This is a genomic window from Natronospira proteinivora, from assembly GCF_024170465.1.
GTDB classification, from domain to species: Bacteria; Pseudomonadota; Gammaproteobacteria; order Natronospirales; family Natronospiraceae; genus Natronospira; species Natronospira proteinivora.
Map to the genome: position 1 here is coordinate 612235 of NZ_JALJYF010000001.1, position 26170 is coordinate 638404.

Below are 26170 nucleotides of genomic sequence, written 5' to 3' on the forward strand. Positions count from 1 at the left end.
TGTGTACTTGGTGTTGCTGGGTTTACTGTGTATTCATGGCTGAGGCATTCAACGTCGGGCTTCGACACCCTGGTCTTCTTCCAGTTGATCCAGTAGCGCCTGAGCCAGTTCGTCCCGGCGGGCATCGCTGTCCAGAGGGCGGTCATCGGTTTCCGTAATGAAGAAGATGTCTTCCGCCTTTTCGCCCACCGTGGCCACCTTGGCGTTCTGTAATCGGATCCGGGCATCCAGCAGGGCACCGGCAATGCGGGTCAGCAGTCCGGGACGGTCACCGGTGGTGATTTCCAGGATGGTGCGCCCATTGCGCTCATCATCAGCGAAGTTGATCCGCGTGGGCGTGGAGAACATGCGGTGCTGGCGGGGCATGCGTCGATGAATATCCCGGGGATCGCCACCCAGGCGACCGGCTTCCTGTTCCATGATCCGGAGAATTTCCTGCTCCCGCTCGGCGGATTCGATTTCCTCTCCATCCGCTTCCATCACCACCCAGGTGTAAAGCGTTCGCTCATCCCGGGTGGAGACGATGCGGGCATCCAGCACGGTGAGCCCCAGCTGTTCCAGGGCGGCGGTACTGCGGGCAAAGGCCATATCGTCCCGAGGTGAACAGACAAACACAGCTGTGCCGCCTCGTTCGGTTTCTCGCCGGACCTGGACCAAGGGCTCGGTTTGTTCTCCGTGTGCCAGCATGGCCCGGGTGTGCCAGTCGATCTCCGAGGGGGAATGGCGCAGGAAGTAATCGCCGGGCAGGGCGGACCAGGTCCGGGTCACCGCCTCGGTATTCACACCAGCTGCATCCAGGCGCTCCATGCTGCTGCGCTTGGTTTCATTGATCAGTTCTTCCCGGGCCACCGGGTTCACCAGCCCCCGGCGCAGGGCCCGGCTGGTGTTCTTGTAGAGTTCGGCAAATAGCGTGGCCTTCCAGGAGTTCCAGAGTTCCGGATTGGTAGCCCGTACATCCGCGGTGGTGAGAATGTAGAGATAATCCAGATGCAGCTGGTCGCCGACCTTCTCGGCAAAATCATGGATCACCCGGGGGTCACTGATGTCTTTTTTCTGGGCAGTCAGGGATAGCAGTAGATGCTGGCGCACCAGCCAGGACACCAGGCGGGTGTCGTAATCACTGAGGCCGTGACGCTTGCAGAAACCCAGGGCATCGCTGGCGCCCAGCTCGGAATGGTCGCCGCCCCGACCCTTGGCAATATCATGGAAGAGCGCGGCGAGATAGGCCAGTTCCGGTTTCGGTAGACCGCGCATGATGCGGCTGCAGTCCGGGAACTCGTGGTCAAAGCGGGCCAGGGCAAAGCGGCGCAGATTGCTCAGCACGAACAGGGTGTGCTCGTCCACGGTATAGGTGTGGAAGAGATCGTACTGCATACGCCCGACGATATGCCCGAATTCGGGGATGTAGCGACCCAGGACACCGTAGCTGTTCATGCGCCGGAACTCGTGGGTAACGCCCTGGGGTTCGCGCAGAATGGCCATGAACAGGGCCTGGTTGCCCGGGTCCCGCCGGAAGCGTTCATTGATCAGGCGGCGATATTGGCGCACCAGGCGGATGGTGCCGGCGCTGACCCCTTCGGCTTCCGGGTGCTGCTGGAGCAGATGAAACAACTCCAGCAGGGCCGAGGGTTCGCGGCGAAAGACCTCCCGGTCCACCACATCCAAATAGCCGTTTTTGAGTTGGAAGCGTTCATTGATGGACTCAATCCGGGGTTCACCCTCCAGCAGGATGGCTTCCTTGAACAGCTGTAGCAGCATTTCATTGAGCCGGTTGAGCTCCATCACTGTGCGGTAATAGCGCTGCATGAACTGCTCCACGCCAAGGCTGTGGTCCTGGTCCTCATAGCCCATGGCCTTGGCCAGGTGCAGTTGGTGGTCAAACAGCAGGCGATCCTCGTGGCGGTCGGCGGTCAGATGCAACATCCAGCGCACCCGCCAGAGGAAACTCTGGCCTGCTACCAGACGGCGATGCTCTTCCCGGCTGAGGAAGCCGTAGTTGGCCAGATCCGCCAGGGTACGGGCCCCGAAATGGCGCTTGGCCACCCAGCCGATCATCTGGATATCCCGCAGCCCACCGGGGCTTTCCTTGATATTGGGTTCCAGCTTGTAGGCGGTGTCGTGGTATTTGGCGTGTCGCTCCCGCTGTTCTTCCAGCTTGCGCTCAAAGAAACTGCGCGAGGTCCATAATTCATCGGAAAAGGCCAGCTTCCGCAGGGCTTCATAGGGTTTGCGGGCACCGGCCAGGCGGCGGGCCTCAATGAGATTGGTGGCGATGGTGATGTCATCGCGGGCCGAGGTGCGGCATTCGTCCAAGGTGCGGACGCTGTGGCCCACATCCGGCCCGATATCCCATATTTCGGTGAAGAAGTGTTCCAGGGCCGTGGCGCGCTTTTCCCGCAGGGGGCCATCCACGAGAACCAGCAGGTCAATATCGGAATAGGGGTGGAGCTCGGAACGACCGTAACCGCCCACCGCCACCAGCACCAGTCCCCGGCTGCGCCCCAGGTGGCGGCGCCAGAGGGCCCGGATCAGGGTGTCCATCATGCGGCTGCGCCCGGCCACCAGGGCCGGCGCCGAGGCGCCCGCCGTGGCCAGTTCCGCCAGTCGGCTGCTACCGTGCTTGTGGGCGGCGCGCAAGTGCTGGGGTGTGGCTTCCCGGCCGGCCAGCAGTTCATTCAGCCAGGTCCCGTCAAAACGGGGGACCGAGGGGCGGCGTCGGGCCGGGGCCTTCGTGGGCGTGCTTGTGACGGGTTTAGCTGGCATCCCTGGCCAGCTTGTCGTCAATCAGATCGGTTTCTTCCTTGCGGGCGGTGAGTACTTCCACGCCATCGGCGGTGACCAGCACGGTGTGTTCCCATTGAGCGGAGAGGGAGTGGTCCTTGGTGACCACCGTCCACTCATCGGGTAGCACACGGGTGTGGCGTTTGCCGGCGTTGATCATGGGTTCGATGGTGAAGGTCATGCCTTCCTGCAGTTCCAGGCCCGTGCCCGGCTTGCCGTAATGAAGCACTTGGGGGTCTTCGTGAAACCCCCGGCCGATGCCGTGGCCGCAGTATTCCCGCACCACGGAGAAGCCGTTGCTCTCGGCGTGGCGCTGGATGGCATGGCCGATATCCCCCAGGCGGGTACCGGGCTTGACCATGCGAATTCCCACCATCATGGCCTCCCGGGCCACCCGGCTCAGCCGATCCGCCTGGATGGAGGGCTTGCCCACGTAGTACATCTTGGAGGTGTCGCCATGGAAGCCGTCCTTGATGACGGTGACATCGATGTTCACCACATCGCCTTTTTTGAGCTTTTTGGGGCCCGGAATGCCGTGGCAGACCACGTGATTCAGCGAGGTGCAGATGGATTTGGGGAAGCCGTGGTAATTCAGCGGCGCCGGCACCGCTTCTTGCACGTTCACAATGTAATCGTGACAGATGGCGTCCAGTTCCTCGGTGGTCACACCGGGGCGGACGTGTTCCTCGATCATCTCATGGACCTCGGCGGCCAGGCGGCCGGCGATGCGCATTTTTTCCTGTTCTTCCGGGGACTTGATGGTGACGGTCATGCTGTTACCTGTTGATTGGGGCTGAAGCCGGGCTTCGCCGAGCCTGCGGCCACGGCGGAAAAAAGCACCTGAACCGGACCGGAAATACGCCGGAGACGGCCGTCTGGCGCCATTTCCGCGTTGTGATTGCATCCCGCCTATGGTATAAAGCGCGCCCTGATTAAGCAAACCACACACACGCCGACACATACGGCTGGGTGCCTCGGTTGCCGCTGACCCTTTCCGAGGGGCCTGCGGGGCCGAGGTTGTCGTATGGGGCGTGTGGAGGCCCAACCCTCAAAAACTGGAGAAAAGGTATGTCCTCTAACGTTTCCATGCGCGAAATGCTGGAAGCCGGTGTCCATTTCGGCCACCAAACCCGCTTCTGGAACCCGAAGATGAAGCCCTTTATTTTCGGGGAGCGCAGCAAGATCCACATCATTAACCTGGAAAAGAGCCTTCCCCTTTACCAGGACGCCCTGAACTACGTGAGCAAAGTGGCCGCCGATGGCGGGCGCGTGCTGTTTGTGGGCACCAAGCGCCCTGCCCGCGAAACCATTGCAAACGAAGCCACCCGGGCCGGCATGCCCTATGTCAGCCACCGCTGGCTGGGCGGCATGCTTACCAACTTCAATACCGTGCGCAATTCCATCAAGCGTCTCAAGGACCTGAAGGAACAGGAGCAGGACGGCACCTTCAACGTGCTGGGCAAGAAGGAAGTGACCATGCTCCACCGGGAGATGGACAAGCTGGAGCGTGGCTTCGGCGGTATCAAGGACATGCCCGGCCTGCCCGATGTGTTGTTTATCATTGATGTGGGTTTTGAAAAGATTGCCGTAAAGGAAGCCCGGAAGCTGGGTATTCCCATCGTCGCCGTGGTGGATACCAATAACTCCCCGGATGACGTGGACTATGTGATCCCGGGTAATGATGACGCCATACGCGCCATTCAGCTTTATACCCGTGGTATCGCCGATGCTGTGATCGACGGCAAGGCTGCCGTGCCGCAGGTGCCGGAAGCCGCCGGCGATGACGAGTTTGTGGAGCTGGACGAAGCCGGCAAGCCCCAGGCGGCTGCAGAAGCGGCGCCGGCCCCGGCCAAGAAGGCCAGCAAGAAGAAGGCGGCCAAAAAGGCGGTCACCAAGGCCGAAGCCCCGGAAAGTAAGTCGGCTGAAAGCAAGCCGGCAGAGGGCAAGGCCGAGGAAGCCAAAGCCGAGGAAGTGAAGTCCGAAGGTGAGGAAACCGGCAGCACCGCCGCCAGCAAGAAGGCCACCAAGAAGGCAGCCAAGAAGGCCACTAAGAAAAAGGCGGCCAAGAAGACCGCCAAGAAAAAGGCCAGCAAGAAAAAGACTGCCAAAAAGACCAGCAGCGCTGCCGAGTAATCCCCAAGGGGATTACTGAGGCAAGTGCGGAAAAGTGAATGAATTGATGGAGAGAAGATAATGGCAATTTCTGCATCTCAGGTTAAGGAGCTGCGGGAGCGGACCGGCGCCGGCATGATGGAATGCAAAAAGGCGCTGACCGAGACCGACGGTGACATGGAAGCGGCCATCGAGCACATGCGCAAGACCGGCATGGCCAAGGCCGACAAGAAGGCGGATCGCGTGGCCGCGGAAGGCCGTATTGTGATCAAGGCCAAGGATGACAACAGTCGCGCCGTGATCCTGGAAGTGAACTGTGAAACCGACTTTGTCGCCGGTGGTGATGACTTCACCCAGTTTGCAGAGCAGGTGGCCGAGAAAATTTTGTCCGAGAACCCGGCCGATGTGTCGGCCCTGGACAGCATCAAGCTGGATAGTGGCGAGACCATTGACGAGGCTCGCCGTGCCATGATCGCCAAGCTCGGCGAGAACATGAGTGTCCGCCGTTTTGAGGTGGTGGATGCCGAAGGTGGCAAGATTGCCCATTATCTGCATGGCATGAAGATTGGCACCGTGGTGGCCATCAAGGGTGGTGACGAGGAATTGGGCCGTGACCTGGCCATGCATGTGGCGGCCAGCACGCCCATGTGCGTGTCCAAGGACGAGGTTCCATCGGAAACCATCGAGCAGGAAAAGTCCATTCTCAAGGCCCAGGCTGAGGATTCCGGCAAGCCGCCGGAGATCATTGAGAAGATGCTCACCGGTCGCCTGAACAAGTGGCTCGGTGAAATCACCTTGCTGGGTCAGCCTTTTGTGAAGGATCCGGACACCAAGGTGGAAAAACTGCTCGAGTCCCGTGGCGCCAGTGTCAGCCGTTTCGTCCGTTTTGAAGTGGGCGAGGGCATTGAAAAGCAGGAAGACAATTTTGTTGAGGAAGTGATGGCCCAGGCCAAGGGGTCCTGATCTTTCCCAATTTCGCTGTCGGCAGGGATGCTGATAGCGATGCTCCCCCAGGGGAGCGTTTGAACCTCTGGTTGGGTCGGAACTGCGCAGATGTGCGGTTGCGGCCTGATCAGAGGTTTGTTGCAAGGGATGTGTAGAATCGGGACCGGGCAGGCCAAGTGGCCGCCGGTATAATCTGACTCCGGCCAGGGGAGACGGGTATGACACAACCCGAATTTCGCTATCGACGCATACTTTTGAAGCTCAGTGGCGAGGCCCTCATGGGCAAGACCGACTACGGGATCGACCCGGAGGTGATCGGTCGTCTGGCGGGTGAAATTCGGGATGTCACCCGGGCCGGGGTGGAAATTGGACTGGTGATCGGGGGCGGCAATATCTTCCGGGGTGCCGGCTTGGCGGATGCCGGTATGGACCGGGTCACCGGTGACCACATGGGCATGTTGGCCACGGTGATGAATGCCCTGGCCATGCAAGACGCCCTGGAACGGCTGGGTGTATTCGCTCGAGTCATGTCCGCCATCCGTATCAATGAGGTCTGCGAAGACTATATCCGCCGTCGGGCGGTCCGTCACCTGGAAAAGGGGCGGGTGGTGATTTTCGCCGCCGGTACCGGCAATCCCTTCTTTACCACCGATTCAGCCGCCAGCTTGCGGGCCATTGAAGTGGGCGCGGATGTGCTGCTCAAGGCCACCAAGGTGGACGGTGTCTATAATGATGATCCAATGAAGAACCCCGAAGCCATCCGCTATGAGCAATTGAGCTATGATCGGGTTATTGCCGACAAGCTGAATGTCATGGATGCTACGGCCATTGTGATGTGCCGGGATAACGGCCTGCCGGTTCGGGTCTTTGATGTGTTTGAGCCGGGTAATTTGATGCGTATTCTGCGTGGCGGTACCGAAATCGGCACGCTGGTGAATAATGGAGAATCGGCATGATTGAAGATCTGAAAAAAGACGCCGCCGAGCGAATGAAAAAGAGTGTGGTATCCCTGCGGGAAGAGTTGTCCCGCATGCGTACCGGGCGGGCCAACACGAGCCTGCTGGAGCCCATTAAAGTACAGTATTACGGCGCGCCCACGCCGCTGAAACAGGTGGCCAATGTGGGTATTGAAGACGCCCGCACCTTGGTGGTTACGCCTTGGGAAAAGGATATGGTACCGGTTATTGAGAAGGCGATCATGAGCGCCAACTTGGGCCTGTCCCCGGTAACCGCTGGCACCGTGATTCGGGTGCCCCTACCGCCGCTTACCGAGGAGCGCCGGCGGGAGATGATCAAGCTGGCCAAGGCGGAAGCGGAGAATGCCCGCGTGGCGGTGCGCAATATCCGTCGGGACATCCTGAGTGACATCAAGGATCTCCTCAAGGAGAAGGACATCACCGAGGATGACGAGCACAAGGCCGCAGACGATATCCAAAAGGTGACCGATAAGTACGTTGGCGAGATTGATGAGGTTGTCGCCAATAAGGAAAAGGAACTTCTCGAAGTCTGAATCGGATCGCGGCGGGAGGCTATTCCCTGGGCAGTCGGCGGTTTAGCGGCTGCCGAGCGGGGGTGGCGTCCCGCCGCGGTTGCATTCTGGCCCCCTGACAGCGCATTGACTCGGCCGATCGATCATGTCGCAGAGTGAAGCGGAAAAACCGTCCAATAGCATCCTGCCCCGTCATGTGGCCATCATCATGGATGGCAATGGGCGCTGGGCCAAGGGACGTGGTCGCCCCCGCCACATGGGGCATCAAGCGGGCGCCCAGGCGGCCGAGGTGGTGATCGAATCGGTGGCGCGTCGCGGTATTCCGGTGTTGTCCCTGTTTGCTTTCAGCAGCGAGAACTGGTCCCGGCCCCAGGGAGAGATCCGACGCCTGATGGACCTGTTTCGTCGGGCCATGAAGCAGGCTGTGCCCAAGCTTCATGAAAACGGGGTTCGTGTCTCTTTCCTGGGGGATCGCAGTCGTTTTCCTGAAGATCTTCAAGTGAAGATGGGTGAGGCCGAGCAATTGACGGCGGCCAATAGCGGCTTGCATCTGAATATTGCGGCCGGTTATGGGGGGCGCTGGGATATTCTCCAGGCGGCTCGCGGAGCGGCACAGGAAGTTGCTGACGGCCGCATTCGGCCGGAGGATATCGATGAGGCCGCCCTGGGACGGAAACTGTCCCTGTCTGGATTGCCGGCACCGGACCTGTTCATTCGTACCGGCGGTGAACGCCGCATCAGTAATTATTTTCTTTGGGATCTGGCCTATACGGAGCTCTATTTCACGGATTGTCTGTGGCCGGATTTCGATGCCGACGCCCTGAATGCCGCGCTGGCTGACTTTTCCGAGCGCGAACGCCGTTTTGGGGGCGTGGGTCGAGAAGGAGCGGAATCCCTTGCTTAAACAACGTGTTATCACCGCTTTGATCGTTGGGCCCTTGGCCTTGGCGGGGGTATTCCTATTGCCTTCTTTCTGGTTCGGCCTGGCGCTGGCCGGGGCCATGGCTATTGCCGCCCAGGAATGGGCCGGTTTGGCCAGCCCCGGACGCAGGGGTGTAATGGCTGCTTTCGTCCCGCTGGTCTTTCTGAGTTGCCTGCTATTTCTCTGGCTTGACCTGGAGCTGGCCTGGGGCGCCTATCCCTTGTGGGCGGTGGTGCCGCTCTGGGTATTGGCGCTGATGTGGCTGGCAAGACCGGAGGCACGCCCGCCGGTGCTGGCCAAACTGGGTTTCGGCCTGTTTGCCCTGAGTGGCGCCTGGCTGGGTCTGTATCTCCTTCAAGGGCAGTCGGCCGGTCCCTGGTTGCTGATTCTGCTGTTCGGCCTGGTCTGGGGGGCGGATGTGGGCGCCTATTTTGCCGGCAAGGCCTTCGGGTGTCACAAACTGGCCCCCCGGGTGAGCCCGGGCAAGACCTGGGAAGGGGTGGCCGGTGGTCTGGCCCTTTCAGGGCTGGTGGCCGTGGTGGCCGTGCCGCTATTGGGTATTGAACAGATGGTTTCCTTTGTCCTGCTTTGTCTGGTCGCTGCCGCCATATCCGTGGCCGGGGACTTGGTGGAGTCCCTGCTCAAGCGTCAGGCCGGCATCAAGGACAGTGGCTGGTTACTGCCCGGCCACGGCGGGGTGCTGGATCGCATGGACAGTTTGCTGGTGGCGGCACCGATTCTGGTGCTGGGATTGTCGCTGATGGGTGAGTTGTCATGAAGTCCGTGGTGGTTCTTGGTGCCACCGGCTCGGTCGGTCGCAGCACCTTGAATGTTCTGGCCCGTCATCCGGATCGTTTCCGTGTGGCGGCGCTGACGGCGAATACCGATCACGAGGGGCTGCTGGCCCAATGCCTGGAGACCCATCCGGAACTGGCCGTGCTGGTGGATTCCGACGGGGCAGCGGCCCTGGAGGCCGGTTTGCGCAAGGCGGGTCTCAAGACCGAAGTACTCACCGGACCACAGGCGCTGGTTTCGGCTGCAGAGCTGGCCGGCGCCGATGTGGTGATGGCGGCCATTGTGGGGGCGGCAGGCCTGCTGCCTACCCTGGCGGCGGTCAAGGCCGGCAAGCGGGTGCTGGTGGCCAACAAGGAGCCCCTGGTGATGTGTGGCGGTCTGTTCATGTCCGCCGTGCGGGCCTCAGGGGCTGAATTGCTACCCATCGACAGCGAGCACAACGCCATCTTTCAATGCCTGCCCGGCGGTTATCGAACCGGCGAGATGCCCCGGGGGATCCGTTCGGTGTTGTTGACAGCCTCCGGCGGGCCATTTCGGGATTGGCCCCTGGCCGATATGGGCTCGGTGACGCCGGCGCAGGCCTGCAAGCATCCCAACTGGAGCATGGGGCGCAAGATTTCGGTAGATTCGGCGACCATGATGAACAAGGGACTGGAGCTAATCGAGGCCTGTCACTTGTTTTCTCTGGAACCTGAGGCCATTCGGGTGGTCCTTCATCCGGAGAGTATTATTCATTCCATGGTGGAGTACGCCGATGGTTCCCTCTTGGCCCAAATGGGACAGCCCGATATGCGCACACCCATAGCCTGTGGTCTGTCCTGGCCGGAGCGTATCGAGGCGGGCGTGGCTTCTCTGGATCCCATTGAAATCGGACGGCTGAATTTCCAGCCGCCGGATCATGAGCGCTTTCCGGCATTGAAATTGGCGGAGTCGGCCATTCGGGTCGGAGAGGGCATGCCGGTGGTGCTCAATGCAGCCAATGAGGTGGCAGTAGCGGATTTTCTCGCCGGTCGGCACGGTTTCATGCGGATCAGCGAGCGGGTGGACGAAGCCCTGAACGCCTTTGACGGGGCCCGCAGCCAGGATCTGGATACTGTTCTGGCTCTGGACACCGAGGTGCGCCATTGGATGGGTGTATCCCCGCGGGAGGGGAGCGCATGAGCATTCTGATCGCCATCGGCGGATTTGTGCTGGCCATTGGGGTATTGGTCACCGTGCACGAGTTCGGTCACTATTTGGCCGCCCGGCTGTGTGGCGTACGAGTGCTGGCCTTTTCCATCGGTTTTGGCAAGCCCCTGATTCGGCGCCGGGCCGGCCGTGATCAAACCCAGTATCAGCTTGGGGCCATTCCCCTGGGTGGTTATGTGAAGATGCTGGATGAGCGGGAAGGGGCGGTTGCCGAGGGCGAGGCCCACCGTTGTTTCAATCGTCAGTCCATTCCCCGGCGGGCCACCATTGTTCTGGCCGGCCCCGCTTTCAATTTCCTGTTTGCGATTCTGGCCTATTGGGCCATATTCGTGGCCGGCATTCCCGGTATCAAGCCCATTATTGGCGAGGTGTCCAGCCAGTCTCCGGCCGCCGAAGCCGGTCTGACGGCGGAGGATGAGATTCTGGCGGTGAACAGTCGCCAGACCCCCACCTGGAGAAGCGCCAATGTAGAGTTGCTGGACGGAATATTAAATGACCGTCCCATTGATCTGCGGGTCCTGCGGGATGGGCAGGAGTACGAGCTCTCCCTGTCGGTGGATCCGACTGATCGGCGGTCCCTGACGGAACCGGGGCAATTGCTCAGTGGTCTGGGATTGCAGCCCTGGTTTGAATCCCTGCCGCCGGTGATTGATGAATTGTCCGAGGATGGGGCGGCACGGGCGGCAGGCCTGGTTTCCGGGGATCGGGTGGAGGCTGTGGATGGCCAAGCGGTTGAAAACTGGCGTCAGTTTCGCGAGGCTGTTGCGGCTCGACCTGGTGAGTCCATTGATATTCGAGTAAACCGGGACGGGGAAACACGGAATATTAGCCTGACCCCCCGTGCCATTGAGGGGGAAGAGGGCCCGGAAGGTCGGATCGGCGCGGGCCCTAAGGTGCCGCCGGAACTGGTAGAGCGGATGCGCAGTGAAGAACGCTACGGTCCGGTGGCGGCGTTGGGCATGGGGGTAATGAATACCGCCGAGATGTCCCGCCTGACCCTGCGCATGCTTTGGCGAATGGTGAATGGTGAGGTATCGGTCAAGAATCTGAGTGGACCGATCAATATCGCCCATTATGCGGGTATCACCGTGAGCTCAGGACTGGTATCTTTCCTAGGTTTTCTTGCCATCGTCAGCATCAGCCTGGGCATCGTTAACCTGCTCCCCATTCCGGTATTGGATGGGGGGCATCTGGTTTATTTGGGCATTGAAGCCGTGACTCGGCGCCCTGTGCCGGAGCATATGCTGGCTGTTGGTCAGATGATTGGTCTTGTGATGATTGCCGGGCTGATCAGTTTTGCCTTGTACAACGATCTAATGCGAATCTTTTCATAGGCCGCTGAGTTTGCTTGGCGTCCTCCAGACGATAGACGAGGTCTAATTTTGAGAGTCGTAAGCACTCTGTTCCTTGGCTTGTCGCTTGCCGTTTCCTTCGCCCCGGTTTCGGCCCAGGTGGAGCCACCGGAGTCTCTGATTGAAGAATCACCTGACGGCTTTGTTGTGGAGAATATTCGCCTGGAAGGACTCCAGCGGATAGCCGAAAGCACGGTTCTCAGCTATTTGCCCCTGGAGCCTGGAGATCGGGCAGACCAGTCGGCAATCCGTGATGCCATTCGAGAGCTCTATGCCACTGGATTTTTCGATAATGTCATCCTGTCCCGCGATGAGAACACCCTGGTTGTAGGTGTAGAAGAGCGGCCAACCATTGCCCGTCTGGAGATATCCGGTAACCAGCAGATCGAGACCGAGATGCTTCGCCAGGCCATGCGGGAACAGGGGGTTGCTGAAGGCCGGGTACTCAATGAGCAGGTGGTGGAGCTGCTGGAACAGGAGTTGTATCAGACCTATTACGCCCAGGGGCGATATGGTGTCGAGATTTCCCCCAGTGTCAGGGAGCTTGATGCCAATCAGGTGGCGTTGAATATTGAAATCAAGGAAGGCCGGGTTGCACGTATTCGGCAGATCAATCTGGTGGGGAATGAGGCCTTTGATGATTCTCGATTGAAGGGCCAGATGGAATTGCGCCCGGCTGGCTGGAGAACCTTGATGTCGTCCCGGGACCAGTATTCCCGAGAGAAGATGACGGGTGATCTGGAAGCCTTGCGCTCCTATTATATGGATAGAGGCTATGCTGATTTCGGCATTGATTCGGTTCAGGTCTCCATTAGTCCGGATCGCCGGGATATGTACCTTTCCATTCATGTAGATGAAGGTGAGGTCTACACCGTCAGTGATGTGGAGCTGATTGGCGAATTTCCGGTTCCAGCGGAGCAGTTGGAAGCCTTTGTTCAAGTTCAGGCGGGTGAAACCTACTCCCTGGCCAAGGCCAATCGGAGTGCTGAGTTCATTGAACAGCGCTTGGGCGCCTCAGGCTATGCTCATGCCGAAGTCCGGCCCATGCCAGAGTTGGATCGGGAGAACCAGGAAGTAGCCCTGACTTTCGTTGTTGATCCCGGTCAGCGGATATATGTTCGTGAAATCCGTTTCTCTGGCAGTGATACCACCGATGACCAGGTTTATCGTCGAGAAATGCGCCAGTTTGAAGGTGCGCCACTTGCCAATGTGGATTTGGACCGCTCGCGTGTTCGCATGCAGCGACTACCTTTTGTGCAGCAGGTGAATATTGAAGAAGTACCGGTAGAAGGGTCCCCCGACACTGTGGACCTGGATGTGAATGTTGAGGAACGGAATTTTGGTCAGTTCCAGGTTGGTGTGGGCTATGGTGGGTTCACCGGGCTGTCCGCCAATGTTTCCGTTCAGAACAATAACCTCTTTGGTCTGGGTCACCAGGGGCAAGTACAAGTTCAGTCCAATCAGTTGGGTGAGTTCGTGGAACTCAATCATACTGATCCCTATGCCACCCGGAATGGGGTCTCAAGAACCATCGGTGGCTTCTACAATAGTCAGTCACTGTTTGCGGTTGGCCAGTCCCCGGTTTCCACTAAGAGTGCTGGTATGAATCTGCGCTTTGGCTTCCCCATTTCGGAATATGATTCGATTCGGGTGGGTGGCAGTGTTCGTCGCAGTGAGTTTATTCAGCAGAGCGGCACCTCGGATGAATATCGCAACTTCATCGTTAATCACGGTGAACAGTTTACCCGCGGACAATTCGCCGGTTCCAGGATGGATTCAGCAGAGCTGAATCTGGCCTGGGTCCGGGATACGCGGAACCGTGCTATCTTCCCTGACCGGGGTACTCGTCGGCTCGTGGGCCTGGATGTGTCGGTTCCTGGGTTGGACTTGGATTACTGGGTTGGTCGTGTGAACCAGACATCCTTCCTGCCCTTGGGTAATGAGTGGATACTGAAGATGGATGGTGAAGTTAGCTATGGTGAGCCCTATGGGAATGATACCCAAGAGCTCCCCCCCTTCCGCCGTTTCTTCAGTGGCGGCACCACATCCGTCCGTGGCTATGAAAACGCTCGATTGGGCCCGCTGGACTCTAACAATAGGCCCTATGGGGGTTCGGCCAAGGCAAACCTACAGACAGAATTGATTTTGCCCAACTTCTTTGCTGACGATGGTGGTGGGCAGGCCGCCCAATATAGGTTCTTTGTCTTTGCCGATACGGGGTATGTCTGGGACGACATCGATGATGTCAGCACGGATGAATTGCGTTCGTCGGTGGGTGTTGGCGCCAACTGGCTGACACCCATGGGTCTGCTTCGTTTCAGTTTGGCCAGGCCGATTAATGTTCGTGATGAAGATCGGGAGCGGGGTATTGTTGATCGCTTCCAAATTGATCTGGGTGGCAGTTTTTAAGTCAAATGGAGATGCCCGAATGCTGCCTAAGGGGCCGCGAGGGGGTACAATGGCGGGATAGGTGTCCTCGCCGTGAATGAATGCATACATGCTTCGGGAGAGTTGCCAATGAGACAGTTTCTAGCAGTCACGATTTTTAGCCTGACTTTTACCTTGTTCGCCAATGCGGCCATGGCTGAAATGAGTGTGGGCTTTGTTGATGTGAACCGGGTGATGGAACAAAGCCCGCAAGCGCAGAATGTATCCGAACAGCTGCAGCGTGAGTTTGAGCCTGCCCAGTCCGAGATGCGGGAGCGTCAGCAGCGCATGCAAAACATCCAGAATCGCCTGGAGCGGGATTCTGATGTCATGAGCTCGGATGAGCGGCGTGAACTGGAAGGCGAATTCCGTGATCTTCAGCGAAGTCTGCAACGAATGCAGAGTGATTTGGCCGAGGATTTCAATGCTCGCCGTAATGAGGCGCTGAGCAATCTTCAGCGGTTGATTATGACGGAAGTTCAGGAGTATGCCCGGGCCAACGATCTGGACCTGGTGGTGGGTGAAGGCGTTTTTTACGCATCCAGCTCGGTGGATATCACTGACACCATCCTCGAACGCCTTAGACAGCGCCACGAAGACAACAGCTGATTTCGGGGTCCGCAGTGACACTCGGTGAATTGGCTGACGCCCTGGGCCTTAGGCTGGAAGGTGACGGCGCAAAGGAAATAAGGCGGGTTGCCACCATTCAATCCGCCGGGCCGGGTGAGCTTTGCTTTCTGGCCAATGAGCGGTATCGCGCCCATCTTTCAGCTAGCCGGGCCGGGGCGGTGATTCTGGACGAGGGTTCTCTGTCAGCCTGTCCGGTGGATGCTCTTGTCAGCGATAACCCCTATGCCGACTATGCCCGGGCGGCGGCCCTGTTGCACCCCCCCCGCCGTCCTGAGGCCGGTGTTCATCCCAGTGCCAATATTCATCCCGATGTTACGGTCCCGCCCACCGCCCATGTGGCGGCAGGCGCCGTGATTGAAGAAGGGGTCATCCTTGGCGAGTCGGTGGTGGTGGGCGCAGGCGTGTATTTGGGGCACTTTTGCCAGCTCGGAGGGGGGTCTGTTCTGGCGCCTCGGGTGGTGATCGGGGCCCATTGCCGGGTAGGGAGGAACTGTGTCTTGCACCCGGGGGTGGTCATCGGAGCGGACGGGTTTGGCTTTGCGCCGGATAAGCAGGGTTGGGTCAAGGTGCCCCAGCTGGGCGGCGTGCAAATCGGTGACCGGGTGGAAATCGGGGCTAATACTACCGTGGACCGGGGAGCCATCGAGGACACGATCATTGAAGATGATGTGAAACTGGATAATCAGGTTCAGGTCGCACACAATGTTCAGATTGGTGCCCGAACCGCCATCGCCGGATGCACCGCCATAGCGGGTAGCAGCCGTATCGGAAAGGGCTGCATGATCGCCGGCGGGGTCGGCATTGCCGGGCATTTGAGTATCGTGGATGGCGCCGTGGTGACGGCCATGACACTGGTTAGCCGCTCCATCACCGAGCCGGGCGTCTATTCCGGTAGTTTGCCCATGGATGATTCTGCTGCCTGGCGGAAGAACAGCGCCCGATTTCGAAAACTGGACGATCTGGCCCGCCGGGTGACTGCCCTGGAGCGGTCGGAAAAGCAAAAGGGAGAATAAAAACCGTGAGTTCCCCAATTACAATGGATGTTCATCGCATCCAAGAATGGCTACCCCATCGCTACCCCTTTCTCTTGGTGGATCGGGTGGAGGAATGCCAACCCGGCGAGTTCATTCGTGCGCTGAAGAATGTCAGCGTCAATGAGCCCTTCTTTCCGGGACATTTCCCTCAGCGGGCCGTGATGCCCGGTGTTCTGATTCTTGAAGCCATGGCCCAGGCCTCCGGCCTGCTGGCTTTCGAGACCCAGGACAATCCCCCCGACGACAATATGTTGTTTTACTTTGTGGGCATCGACAAGGCTCGTTTCAAGCGGGTGGTTGAGCCGGGCGATCAACTGATGCTGCATTCCACCATCATCCGCAACAGCCGAGGGATGTGGAAGTTTGATTGCAAGGCGGAAGTAGACGGCCAGGTCGCCGCGGCGGCAGAGGTCATGTGTGCGGCGCGGGAGATTGAGTAATGATTGATCCGCGGGCAGTGGTTGATCCGGGAGCCGAGATTGGCGAAGGCGTGGAGATCGGCCCTTTCTCCATTATCGGAAAGGATGTACGTATTGCATCCGGCACCGTGGTGGGGCCCCATGTTGTGATCAAAGGCCCGACCACGATTGGTCATGATAATCATTTTTTCCAGTTTTGCTCCATCGGTGAGGTTCCGCAAGACAAGGGGTTCAACAACGAGCCCACTCGCCTGGAGATTGGAAACGGTAATACCTTCCGCGAGTGCTGCACCATTAACCGGGCCACGGTCAAGGATGATTGGGTCACGGCCATTGGTGACGACAATTGGATCATGGCCTATGTGCACATTGCCCATGACTGCAAGGTTGGCAGCCATACCATCATGGCCAATGCCGCCACTCTGGCCGGGCATGTGCATATCGGGGACTACGCCGTCCTGGGGGGATTCAGCAAGATTCATCAATTCTGTCGCGTGGGCGAGCATGCCTTCTGTGCCATGGATGCGGGGGTGACCCGGGATGTGCCGCCTTATGTGACTGTTTCCGGGATGCCGGCCGATCCCCACGGCCTGAATGCCGTGGGACTACGGCGCCGAGGCTTTGGCCGCGAGCAACTTCAGTCCATTCGTCATGCCTACCGGGTGCTCTACCGTTCCGGTTTGCGTCTGGAGGAGGCCTTGCAGGAGCTGGAGGAAGAGGCTCGAAAATCCCCGGAAGTGGATGCCATGGTGCGTTTCATTCGGGATACCAACCGCAGTATTGTGCGTTGAGGCGGAAGGTGGATTCTGCCGGGAGCTTGGCATGACATTGAGAGTGGCCCTGATTGCCGGGGAAGCTTCAGGGGATCAATTGGGTGCAGACCTCATGCGGGCCATCAAGGCTCAGCACCCGGATGTGAGCTTCGAAGCGGTGGCCGGTCCCAAGATGCGAGCCGAGGGTTGTCGGGAAATCGGTCATATTGATGAACTGTCCGTGATGGGCATCAGTGAAGTGGTCAAGCATTTGCCCCGACTACTGCGTCTGCGACGCGACCTGGTTCAGTATCTGATTGAAGACGAGCCGGATGTGGTTATCGGCATTGATGCCCCGGATTTCAACCTGGGTCTTGAGAAACGTGTTCGCAAAGCCGGAATCCCCACTGTGCATTATGTGAGCCCCACCGTCTGGGCCTGGCGGGCAGGGCGGGTGAATACTGTGGCGGAGGCGGCGGATCTGTTGCTGTGCCTGTTTCCCTTCGAGCCGGATTGTTACCGGGGCACCGGGCTGAAGGCCCTGTTTGCTGGTAACCCCTTGGCTGCCGATATTGAGGGCCCCATGGATCAAGCTGTGGCCCGCAAGACCTTGTCACTGCCGGTGGACGGGGAAGTGGTGGCGATGTTGCCGGGGAGCCGTTCGGGTGAAGTCAGCCGCCTGGGGCCCTTGTTCCTGAAAACCGCTCGTGCGCTCAGGGCCAAGCGCCCGGACTTGAGCTTTGTGGTACCCATGGCCGGGGAGAAAGCGGAAGCGGCCTTTGCGTCCCTGCCGGAATGGCGGCGGATGGACTTCCCCGTACACATGGTCCGCGGGAAGGCCCGGGAATCCATGGCCGCAGCGGATGTGGTTCTGGCCGCCTCCGGTACCGCGACCATGGAGGCCATGCTCCTGGAGCGGCCCACTGTGGTGTCCTATCAAGTCAGCCCCCTGACCCATGCCCTGGTGCGGGGCCTTAAATTGATCAAGACCCCATGGGTGGCCATGCCTAATGTGCTGGCCGGGCAGGCCATGTTCCCTGAGCATCTTCAGTCCGAGGCTACCCCCGCCAAGCTGGCCGGGAGCGTGGATGCCTTGCTGGCCGATCCGGGCCGCCGGACTGTCATGAGCCAGCAATGCCGGGATCTGGCCGACAGCCTGAGAGCTGCGGGGCCGGCTACCGCTGCCCGTGCCATTCTGGAACTTGCTGCTACCCGGCACTCCGCTCAAACCCCCGCCTCATGAGCGCGAGTCAGGCGCAGTTGGGGCTGGACTGGATGGACGGATGCCGTGTCTGCGGCGTTGACGAGGTGGGTCGAGGTCCACTGGCCGGGCCGGTGGTGGCGGCGGCGGTGATCCTGGACCCGGGTCGGCCCATTACCGGGCTGGCCGATTCCAAGAAGCTCACCCCCCGACGGCGGGATAGCCTGGACGCACTTATTCGGGAGCGGGCCATGGCCTATGCCATCGCCAGCATTCCCGCTGAAGGGATCGATGAACTCAATATCCTGCAGGCCTCTCTCCAGGCCATGTCGGATGCCGTGGCCGCGCTGGAACCGGCTGCCCAGGCCGCGCGGGTGGATGGCGACCGCCTGCCCAGGCTTTCCATTCCGGGAGAAGCCGTGGTGGGCGGGGATGCCCGGGTGCCCGAGATTGCTGCGGCCTCGATAATTGCCAAAGTGGCGCGGGACCGCTGGATGGAAGCGGCCCACAAGCGCTATCCTGAATACGGTTTCGCGGGACACAAGGGCTATCCCACCAAGGCCCATATGGCGGCCCTGGCCATCCATGGCCCCTGTGACATCCACCGCCGCAGTTTTGCCCCTGTTCGCCGTTTTTACGATGAGGTAAGCGGATGACGCCGGATTTCGTCCATCTTCGTGTTCATACCGAGTATTCCCTGGTGGACAGTGTCGTCCGGGTGGGAGAACTGGTGGATACGGTGGCCGAATCGGGTATGCCGGCGGTGGCCATGACCGATGAGGTCAATCTCTTCGCCCTGGTGAAATTTTATACCGCTTGTGAAGCCAAGGGCGTAAAACCCATCATTGGGGCGGATCTCTGGATTGACGAGCCGGACGATCGCGATCAGCCCAGCCGCATTACCCTGCTTTGCCGCACCAACAAGGGTTATCGCAATCTCACCGAAATTATTACCCGCGCCTATACCGAAGGACAGCACCGTGGGCGCCCTCTGGTTCATCGTGACTGGTTGGACCAGAAAAGCTGTGAAGGACTGATTGCACTGTCGGGGGGGCGTGACGGGGATGTGGGCCGGGCGCTATTGTCCGGGCGAACTCCCCAGGCCATGGAAGCGCTTTCCTTCTGGCAGGCTAGATTCCCCGAATCCTATTACCTGGAGCTGATTCGCACCGGCCGAGAAGGGGAAGAGGACCTCCTGCATGCCTCGGTGGAGCTGGCGGCCAATAGCGGCACCCCCGTGGTGGCCACCAACGATGTGCGTTTTCTGACCGAAGATGATTTCATGGCCCATGAGACCCGGGTCTGCATTCAGGAAAGCCGGACGCTGGATGATCCTCGCCGGCCCCGGCGCTACGCTCCCACCCAGTACCTGAGAACCCCCGCCGAGATGGTGGAGCTGTTCTCGGATATCCCCGAAGCCCTGGAGAACACGGTGGAGATTGCCCGCCGTTGTACGGTGGAGATCGAGCTGGGGGTGAACTATCTGCCGGATTTCCCGATTCCGGACGGCTATAGCGCTGAAAGCTACCTGCGGGACGAATCTCTCAAGGGCCTGGAAGAGCGGATCAAGGCCATATTCCCCCCGGGAACCCCGGAGCTTGAAAGCAAGATCAAGCCCTATTACGAGCGCCTGGACAGCGAGCTCGAAGTTATCAATTCCATGGGCTTTCCCGGCTACTTCCTGGTGGTGGCGGACTTCATCCAATGGGCCAAGGACAATGGGGTTCCGGTGGGACCGGGGCGGGGTTCCGGTGCGGGTTCCCTGGTGGCCTATGCACTCAAGATCACTGATCTTGATCCGCTGGAATTCGATCTTCTGTTCGAGCGCTTCCTCAACCCGGAACGGGTATCCATGCCTGACTTCGATGTGGATTTCTGCATGGAAGGGCGGGACCGGGTTATCGAATATGTGGCCGATAAGTATGGCCGCGAGAAGGTCTCCCAGATCATTACCTACGGCAGCATGGCGGCTCGCGCCGTGGTGCGGGATGTGGGCCGGGTCTTTGGCCACGGCTATAGCTATGTGGACCGGATTGCCAAGCTGATTCCCTTTGAAGTGGGCATGACCCTTGAGCGGGCGCTGGAAGAAGACGATGAGCTGCGTCAGAACTATGACGAAGACGAGGAAGTCCGCACCCTGATTGATCGGGCCCTGTCACTGGAGGGGCTGGCCCGCAATGCCGGGAAGCACGCCGGGGGGGTGGTGATCTCTCCGTCGGTACTGACCGACTTTACACCGCTGTATGTGGAACCTGGTGGCGGCAATCCGGTGACCCAGCTGGACAAGGATGATGTGGAAGCTGCCGGCCTGGTGAAGTTCGATTTCCTGGGACTGCGCACTCTGACCATTATCGACCGGGCCGTGAAGATTGCCGATGGGCAGCGCCAGCGGGAGGGGCTGGAACCCCTGGATATTGCCCGCCTGGACATGAATGACCGGCCCACCTTCGAGCTGCTCAAGGGTTGCAACACCACGGCGGTCTTTCAGCTGGAAAGCCGTGGCATGAAGGATTTGATCCGCCGTCTGCAGCCGGACACTTTCGAGGACATTATTGCCCTGGTAGCGCTGTTCCGGCCGGGCCCCCTGCAGTCGGGTATGGTGGATGATTTCATCAACCGCAAACATGGTCGGGCCGATGTGAACTATCCCCATCCGGACCTGGAGCCGGTGCTGGAGCCCACTTACGGGGTGATCCTGTATCAGGAGCAGGTGATGCAGATCGCCCAGGTCCTGTCGGGCTACACCCTGGGTGGTGCCGATATCCTGCGTCGGGCCATGGGCAAGAAGAAAATGGAGGAGATGGCCCGCCAGCGGAAGGTGTTCCAGGAAGGGGCGGCCGAGCGCGGGGTGGATGCCAAGACCGCCGAGTATATCTTCGACCTGATTGAAAAGTTTGCCGGTTACGGCTTCAATAAGTCCCACTCCGCTGCCTACGCCCTGCTGTCCTACCAGACAGCCTGGCTCAAGGCCCATTATCCGGCCGCCTTCATGGCCGCCACCCTGTCGGCGGATATGGACCACACCGACAAGATTGTGGTCCTGATCGAGGATTGCCGCAATGCCGGTCTGACCATCCATCCACCGGATGTGAACCACTCGGATCATCCCTTTACCGTGAATGAAGAAGGGCAAATCCGCTATGGTTTGGGGGCCATCAAGGGAGTAGGGCGCTCGGCCATCGATGTGATTTTGGAAGAGCGCCGTCAGGGTGGAGCCTATCAGAACCTGGAAGATCTCTGCCGTCGGGTGGACCTGCAGAAGGTGAACCGCCGGGTGCTGGAAGCGCTGATCCGGGCCGGGGCCCTGGATACCCTGGGTCCGAACCGGGCCAGTCTGACCGGTGCCTTGCCGGAATGCCTGCAGCGAGCCGACCAGGCCCGGCGGGCACGGGAGGCGGGCCAGAACGACATGTTTGGTCTGGCGGCCGGCCCGGATGTGAGCGAAGCCAGCGAGTATCCGCCTGTTCCCGAACTGCCTGAATGGGAGGAGCTGGATCGCCTGGCGGCCGAGAAGGAGACCCTGGGCCTTTACCTGACCGGACATCCAATTCGCCAGTTCGAGGAAGAGCTGGAAAAAATGGTCACCGCCCGTATCGGGACCCTGATCGCTGCCGAGCCGGATACTGAAGGCGGGGGTTATGGGCGCCGCAAGCAACGTTTTGTGACCGTCGCCGGCCTGGCGGTGGAAATGAAAAAACGAGGCGGGCGCATGTCCCTGGTGCTGGATGATCGTACCGGCCGGATTGAAGCCACCCTGTTCGAGGATACCTTCAATCGCTTCCGCCACTTGCTCTCCAAGGATGCCTTGCTGGTTATTCAGGGGCGGGTGGGCTTTGATGAGTTCATCAATGGCTGGCGCATCAACGTCAAGGAAGTCATCGATATGGATGAGGCCCGGGAAGCGGCGTTACGGGGCCTGGTTCTGCGTTGGCAGCCCGATACCGTGGATCGGGAATTTGTGGGACGGCTCAAGCGAACCCTGGAGCCACACCGGGAAGGCAGTTGCCGCATTACCGTTCATTACATCAACGGCATGGCGGAAGCCAAGATTCCTCTGGGCGAGGAGTGGCAGGTGCGGCCCACCACCACCCTGCTACAGCAGCTGGAGAAACTCCTGGGGGAGGGGCATATTCGTCGGGTCTATCGCCGCCCCAGCACGGAAGTGGAAACCGGATAGAAGCCTGGACAGCCCCGCCCGGCCTTGAGTTAGCCACCAAGGCCGGGTGGGTTGCTGAGATGGTTCGCGGTCCCGGCTAGAAGGTAAAGCTGGGGGCCGCAATCATGGATTCCGAGTCCTCGATGATCCGGGGGTCGTCACCGTTGAATCGCCAGATTTGCAGGGTCCCTTCGCCTGTGTCGGGGGATTGCTCCCGATGGGCCAGGGTTTCCCCATTCCGCGAAATAGCGACAATGGGCAGGCCGGCCACTACCGTCCGTTCGTGAATCTGGGTGGCCTGCTCCGGGTTGTTGAGCTCGACCGTGTAGCTGCGCCGAGCAACGTTCGCGCCATCATCGATTTCGCTGTAGGTCTGGATAAACATCCGCTGGCCGTTGCGGCTCATGTCCCAGCTCGAAAGGTAGGGGACGATCTCCTCTTCGATATTCAGTCCCACCTGCTGTGTTGCGCCGCTCTCCACATCGGTAATGAAAATACCAGTGGTGTCTCCGTCGTGGCTCCTGCCCGTGAAAGCCACGCGTTGACCGTCACCGCTCAACTGTATCCAGCAACGGTTGGCCGCATCCACGGTGGGTAGTAGCTCGCTGACCACATTCTCATCCAGGGGAATCTCGGTCATGGCGCCGCCACCTACCGGCATGTGGTACAAAGATTCTCCCACCGCAGCCACGACTCGGGCGCCGCCATCATCAATACGCGGGCAGACAATATCGCTCAGGTCTTCGGCAATAACCTGGGCATTGTCCTGTCCCGGATGCCAGATGGCGATGTTCTGATGAATGGGATCGCCCACTTCATCTCCCTCACCAATCTCGTAGCGATGTTCGGCAAAGGCCACGGTGCTGCCATCGGCATTGATGGAAGGGGAGAGTGCATCCCGCAGGAAGCCGCCTGTGGCGTCTTCTCGGGGGAGGGTTTCAATTGAATCTCCATCGAGGGCGTGGGCGTGCAGTTGACCCAGTTGGCTTCGGTCTCCCTCAAAGCGATGAGATTGCACATAGATCAGCGTCGCACCATTGCCGCTCAGCTCGGTGTTCATGCGGGAGACGTGGTGATCCGGGTCATCATCGGAAAGTTGTAGGATGAATTCGCTGGTCTCCAGGTCCCAGACACGTAGTTCGCGCCCGCCGATAATGATGTTGACGTCACTCCAGGCAATGAGACCGCTGTAGCCGCTGGTATCTGCTTGGGGGCCCGTCTCATTCATGTCAGCGCTGCTGTCGCTGGAATCCAGGCAGGCGGAGAGAGTGAAGGCCGCGAGGGCCGCCAGGCTGAGAAACAATCGTTGCTTGCAAGACATGAAAGTGGACTCCTGAATGTTGGGTTGCTTAGTCGAGGGCAATTGTCCACTGCCGCGCCTGGCGGGGTTACCCCCCGAACGTGGTACCACACGGGGTGATCCATTTGTCGGGCCCGGGGAGTGGTTCAAACAGCAAGAAATGATCCGGATGGCTGGCCGAGGCCGTAGCGTTTCCGGGCAAATGACCGTACAATTAGGAGCTTACCGCTCAGCCTGGAAGGATAGTGATGAATCTCAATTTTCTCGAATTCGAACAGCCCATCGCCGAGCTGGAAGCGAAAATCGAGGAGCTGCGTTATGTGGGTGATGACTCAGCCATTAATATCAATGAGGAAATCGCCCGCCTGAGGAACAAGTCCCGCTCGCTGACCGAGTCCATTTATTCTTCCCTGAGCGCCTGGCAGGTGGCTCAGGTGGCCCGCCATCCCCAGCGGCCCTACACGGTGGATTACCTGGAACGGGTGTTCACCGATTTCGAGGAATTCCATGGTGATCGGGCCTATGCGGATGATCCGGCCATCGTGGGCGGGATGGCCCGCCTGGAAGGGCATCCGGTGATGGTCATCGGTCATCAGAAGGGGCGGGATACCAAGGAAAAGGTCTATCGCAACTTCGGTATGCCGCGGCCCGAGGGTTATCGCAAGGCACTGCGCCTGATGAAAATGGCCGAGCGTTTCCAGGTGCCGGTGGTGACCTTGATTGACACCCCGGGCGCCTATCCCGGTATTGGGGCAGAAGAGCGGGGCCAGAGTGAGGCCATTGCCCGCAATCTGTTCGAAATGTCGCGGCTACGTACCCCGATCATCTGCACCGTGATTGGTGAGGGTGGTTCCGGTGGTGCCCTGGGTATTGGCGTGGGTGATCGGGTGACCATGCTGCAGCACAGCATCTATTCGGTGATTTCACCGGAAGGCTGTGCCTCCATTCTCTGGCGCAGTGCGGAGAAGGCCTCTGATGCCGCCGCCGCCATGGGGATTACCGCCGAGCGGATTCGGGAATTGGAGTTGATTGACAATATCCTGGAAGAACCATTGGGCGGTGCCCACAGGGACTGGGATGCCATGGGCGAGACCCTGAAGCAATCCTTGTCCGGCGCCCGCCAGAAGCTGGATCAGATTCCCATGGATGAACTGCTGGAGCGACGCTACAAGAAGCTGATGGGCTTCGGTCGTTTCAAGGAGTAAGTTCTCGGCTTATTCAATGATTGAGGCCGGCGGCATCCGCCCCGCCGGCCTCAATGGGCGGGGGGATCGCGATGTGGTGTGAATCCGATCAGATCATCGCCCGCGTACTGGCTTTTCTCCAGGAAAAGAGTCCTTTCCGGCGCGCCTTTCTGGCCCTCTCAGGGGGCCGGGATTCCACGGTTCTGCTGCACCTGCTGGCCACCTACGGCGACGAATTCCCACTGACTGCCCTTCATGTTGATCACGCCCTGCATCCCCGCTCGGCGGATTGGGTCGAGCACTGCCGTGTGTTGTGTGACCACCTTGGCGTGGCTTTCGAATCACGTCGTGTCCAAGTCAATCACGGTGCCGGGGAGAGCCTGGAGGCGGCGGCCCGCTCCGCCCGCTATGCTGTACTGGCCGACTTCCTGGGGCCGGATGATGTGTTGATGACGGCTCATCACGCGGATGATCAGCTGGAGACCCTTTTGTATCGCCTGGTCCGGGGCACCGGTGGCCGCGGCCTGGCCGGGATTCGGGCTGAGCGTTCACTGGGCCCTGGCCGCCTCTTGCGACCCATGCTGGCGGTGGAGGGGGAAGCGCTGGCCCATTATGCCGAGCGGCATCATCTGAGCTGGTTGGAAGATCCCAGCAATGAACAAGCCCGTTTTGATCGTAACTATCTGCGCCACCAGATTCTGCCGCGCTTGAAAAAGCGCTGGCCCGCAGCGGCGGCCCTGGCCGCGGGTACAGCAAGGCACTTGGCCGAGGAAGCCGAGTTGCTGGAGAGCTTGGCCGGGGAAGACCGGCGGACAGCCGCCTCGGGCGGAGGGCTCTCGGTAGCGGCATTACACGGGATGAGAGCGGCCCGACGGCACAATCTGCTGCGTTACTGGATTCGTGATCAGGCCGGTGAGTTTCCTTCCAGCGCGGGCCTGGCGAGATTGGACCGTGAAGTGCTCCAGGCGCGGGTGGATGCCCAGCCGGAACTGTTGTTGGCCGGTCTGCGGCTGCGTCGCCATGGCGGGCGGATATATTGTGTGCCGGAAGCACCCGCATCCCGATCCGTGCCGGCCCAGAAGGACGATCGGGAATGGAAGGATTTGTCCGCCCCGCTGGCATTGCCGGGCAATGGCGAATTGCTGCTTGAGTCCACGGCCTCGGGGGGGCTGGATGTGAGCAAGTTCCGTGGCCCGCCCACGGTTTGTTATCGCCAGGGTGGTGAGCAATATCACGATGGTCGCCATCATCGACGACTGAAGGAATGGATGCGGCTTGCGGAAATTCCGCCAGAGCAGCGAGATTGGCTGCCCATTCTTCGGGATGGGGAAAGAATTGTCGCCGCCGGTGAAAACCTCCTGGACCCCTCTTATGCCGCCGAAAACGGGCTTTTCGGGTACCGGATCGTGTGGCGCAAAGCCCCGGCTTGAGCGCCTTTCGCATTGAGGAAAGGGGGGTGTTCTGGTAAGTTTGCGTCCCGATT

The 26170-nt window shown here is 59.8% G+C and carries 21 protein-coding genes; 18 read left to right on the top strand and 3 right to left on the bottom strand.

Features of this window, described 5'->3' with window-relative positions; all coding sequences use genetic code 11:
- Nucleotides 1-48: 48 nt before the first annotated feature.
- A complete protein-coding gene (gene glnD, locus J2T60_RS02915; RefSeq protein WP_253445186.1) occupies nucleotides 49-2763 on the bottom strand; it encodes a [protein-PII] uridylyltransferase in 2715 nt (904 codons plus the stop codon).
- Entirely contained in the window at nucleotides 2753-3553 is an 801-nt protein-coding gene (gene map / locus J2T60_RS02920; RefSeq protein ID WP_253445190.1) for a type I methionyl aminopeptidase, read from the bottom strand. Before map ends, glnD begins: the two co-directional genes overlap by 11 nt.
- A gap of 296 nt (nucleotides 3554-3849) precedes the next feature.
- Between map and rpsB the strand changes: the two genes are divergently transcribed.
- From rpsB to dnaE, 16 genes are all read left to right on the top strand, one after another.
- Nucleotides 3850-4914, top strand: a complete 1065-nt coding sequence (rpsB, locus tag J2T60_RS02925; protein WP_445376036.1) for a 30S ribosomal protein S2 — start codon at nucleotides 3850-3852, stop codon at nucleotides 4912-4914.
- 60 nt (nucleotides 4915-4974) lie between these two features.
- Nucleotides 4975-5856, top strand: a complete 882-nt coding sequence (gene tsf, locus J2T60_RS02930) for a translation elongation factor Ts (protein ID WP_253445193.1) — start codon at nucleotides 4975-4977, stop codon at nucleotides 5854-5856.
- A gap of 200 nt (nucleotides 5857-6056) precedes the next feature.
- Nucleotides 6057-6794 (top strand): UMP kinase, encoded by a 738-nt coding sequence (pyrH, locus tag J2T60_RS02935; protein ID WP_253445196.1) that lies wholly within the window; start codon nucleotides 6057-6059, stop codon nucleotides 6792-6794.
- A gap of 32 nt (nucleotides 6795-6826) precedes the next feature.
- Complete coding sequence (gene frr / locus J2T60_RS02940; protein WP_374728480.1) at nucleotides 6827-7348, top strand: ribosome recycling factor; 522 nt, start codon at nucleotides 6827-6829, stop codon at nucleotides 7346-7348.
- Between the two features lie 121 nt (nucleotides 7349-7469).
- A complete protein-coding gene (uppS, locus tag J2T60_RS02945; protein ID WP_445376048.1) occupies nucleotides 7470-8231 on the top strand; it encodes a polyprenyl diphosphate synthase in 762 nt (253 codons plus the stop codon).
- A complete protein-coding gene (locus tag J2T60_RS02950) occupies nucleotides 8224-9027 on the top strand; it encodes a phosphatidate cytidylyltransferase (protein WP_253445205.1) in 804 nt (267 codons plus the stop codon). Before uppS ends, J2T60_RS02950 begins: the two co-directional genes overlap by 8 nt.
- Nucleotides 9024-10205: a 1-deoxy-D-xylulose-5-phosphate reductoisomerase gene (locus tag J2T60_RS02955; protein WP_253445210.1), complete on the top strand. Its 1182-nt coding sequence runs from the start codon at nucleotides 9024-9026 to the stop codon at nucleotides 10203-10205. The genes J2T60_RS02950 and J2T60_RS02955 overlap by 4 nt, the downstream gene beginning before the upstream one ends.
- Nucleotides 10202-11566 (top strand): RIP metalloprotease RseP, encoded by a 1365-nt coding sequence (gene rseP, locus J2T60_RS02960; protein WP_253445213.1) that lies wholly within the window; start codon nucleotides 10202-10204, stop codon nucleotides 11564-11566. The genes J2T60_RS02955 and rseP overlap by 4 nt, the downstream gene beginning before the upstream one ends.
- Before the next feature lie 48 nt (nucleotides 11567-11614).
- Entirely contained in the window at nucleotides 11615-13993 is a 2379-nt protein-coding gene (gene bamA, locus J2T60_RS02965) for an outer membrane protein assembly factor BamA (protein ID WP_253445217.1), read from the top strand.
- 108 nt (nucleotides 13994-14101) lie between these two features.
- On the top strand, nucleotides 14102-14620 hold the full coding sequence (locus J2T60_RS02970; RefSeq protein ID WP_253445219.1) for an OmpH/Skp family outer membrane protein: 519 nt from the start codon (nucleotides 14102-14104) through the stop codon (nucleotides 14618-14620).
- A complete protein-coding gene (gene lpxD, locus J2T60_RS02975; RefSeq protein ID WP_445376049.1) occupies nucleotides 14620-15654 on the top strand; it encodes a UDP-3-O-(3-hydroxymyristoyl)glucosamine N-acyltransferase in 1035 nt (344 codons plus the stop codon). Before J2T60_RS02970 ends, lpxD begins: the two co-directional genes overlap by 1 nt.
- A gap of 23 nt (nucleotides 15655-15677) precedes the next feature.
- Complete coding sequence (gene fabZ / locus J2T60_RS02980; protein ID WP_253447573.1) at nucleotides 15678-16115, top strand: 3-hydroxyacyl-ACP dehydratase FabZ; 438 nt, start codon at nucleotides 15678-15680, stop codon at nucleotides 16113-16115.
- Nucleotides 16115-16885 carry an acyl-ACP--UDP-N-acetylglucosamine O-acyltransferase gene (gene lpxA, locus J2T60_RS02985; protein ID WP_253445224.1) on the top strand — a complete coding sequence of 257 codons (771 nt, stop codon included), beginning with the start codon at nucleotides 16115-16117 and terminating at the stop codon, nucleotides 16883-16885. The genes fabZ and lpxA overlap by 1 nt, the downstream gene beginning before the upstream one ends.
- A gap of 31 nt (nucleotides 16886-16916) precedes the next feature.
- A complete protein-coding gene (gene lpxB, locus J2T60_RS02990) occupies nucleotides 16917-18089 on the top strand; it encodes a lipid-A-disaccharide synthase (protein ID WP_253445227.1) in 1173 nt (390 codons plus the stop codon).
- The gene (gene rnhB / locus J2T60_RS02995; protein WP_253445230.1) at nucleotides 18086-18703 is read left to right on the top strand and encodes a ribonuclease HII; all 618 of its coding nucleotides are present in this window, start codon (nucleotides 18086-18088) and stop codon (nucleotides 18701-18703) included. Before lpxB ends, rnhB begins: the two co-directional genes overlap by 4 nt.
- Nucleotides 18700-22224 (top strand): DNA polymerase III subunit alpha, encoded by a 3525-nt coding sequence (gene dnaE, locus J2T60_RS03000; protein ID WP_253445233.1) that lies wholly within the window; start codon nucleotides 18700-18702, stop codon nucleotides 22222-22224. Before rnhB ends, dnaE begins: the two co-directional genes overlap by 4 nt.
- 76 nt (nucleotides 22225-22300) lie before the next feature.
- Here the strand turns inward: dnaE and J2T60_RS03005 are convergent, their stop codons facing one another.
- A complete protein-coding gene (locus tag J2T60_RS03005; RefSeq protein ID WP_253445236.1) occupies nucleotides 22301-23524 on the bottom strand; it encodes a TolB-like translocation protein in 1224 nt (407 codons plus the stop codon).
- Between the two features lie 227 nt (nucleotides 23525-23751).
- Here J2T60_RS03005 and J2T60_RS03010 point away from each other — a divergent pair, with 227 nt between their 5' ends.
- Nucleotides 23752-24708 (top strand): acetyl-CoA carboxylase carboxyltransferase subunit alpha, encoded by a 957-nt coding sequence (locus J2T60_RS03010; protein WP_253445239.1) that lies wholly within the window; start codon nucleotides 23752-23754, stop codon nucleotides 24706-24708.
- Nucleotides 24709-24779: 71 nt separating this feature from the next.
- A complete protein-coding gene (gene tilS / locus J2T60_RS03015) occupies nucleotides 24780-26117 on the top strand; it encodes a tRNA lysidine(34) synthetase TilS (protein WP_253445242.1) in 1338 nt (445 codons plus the stop codon).
- Nucleotides 26118-26170: the final 53 nt, after the last annotated feature.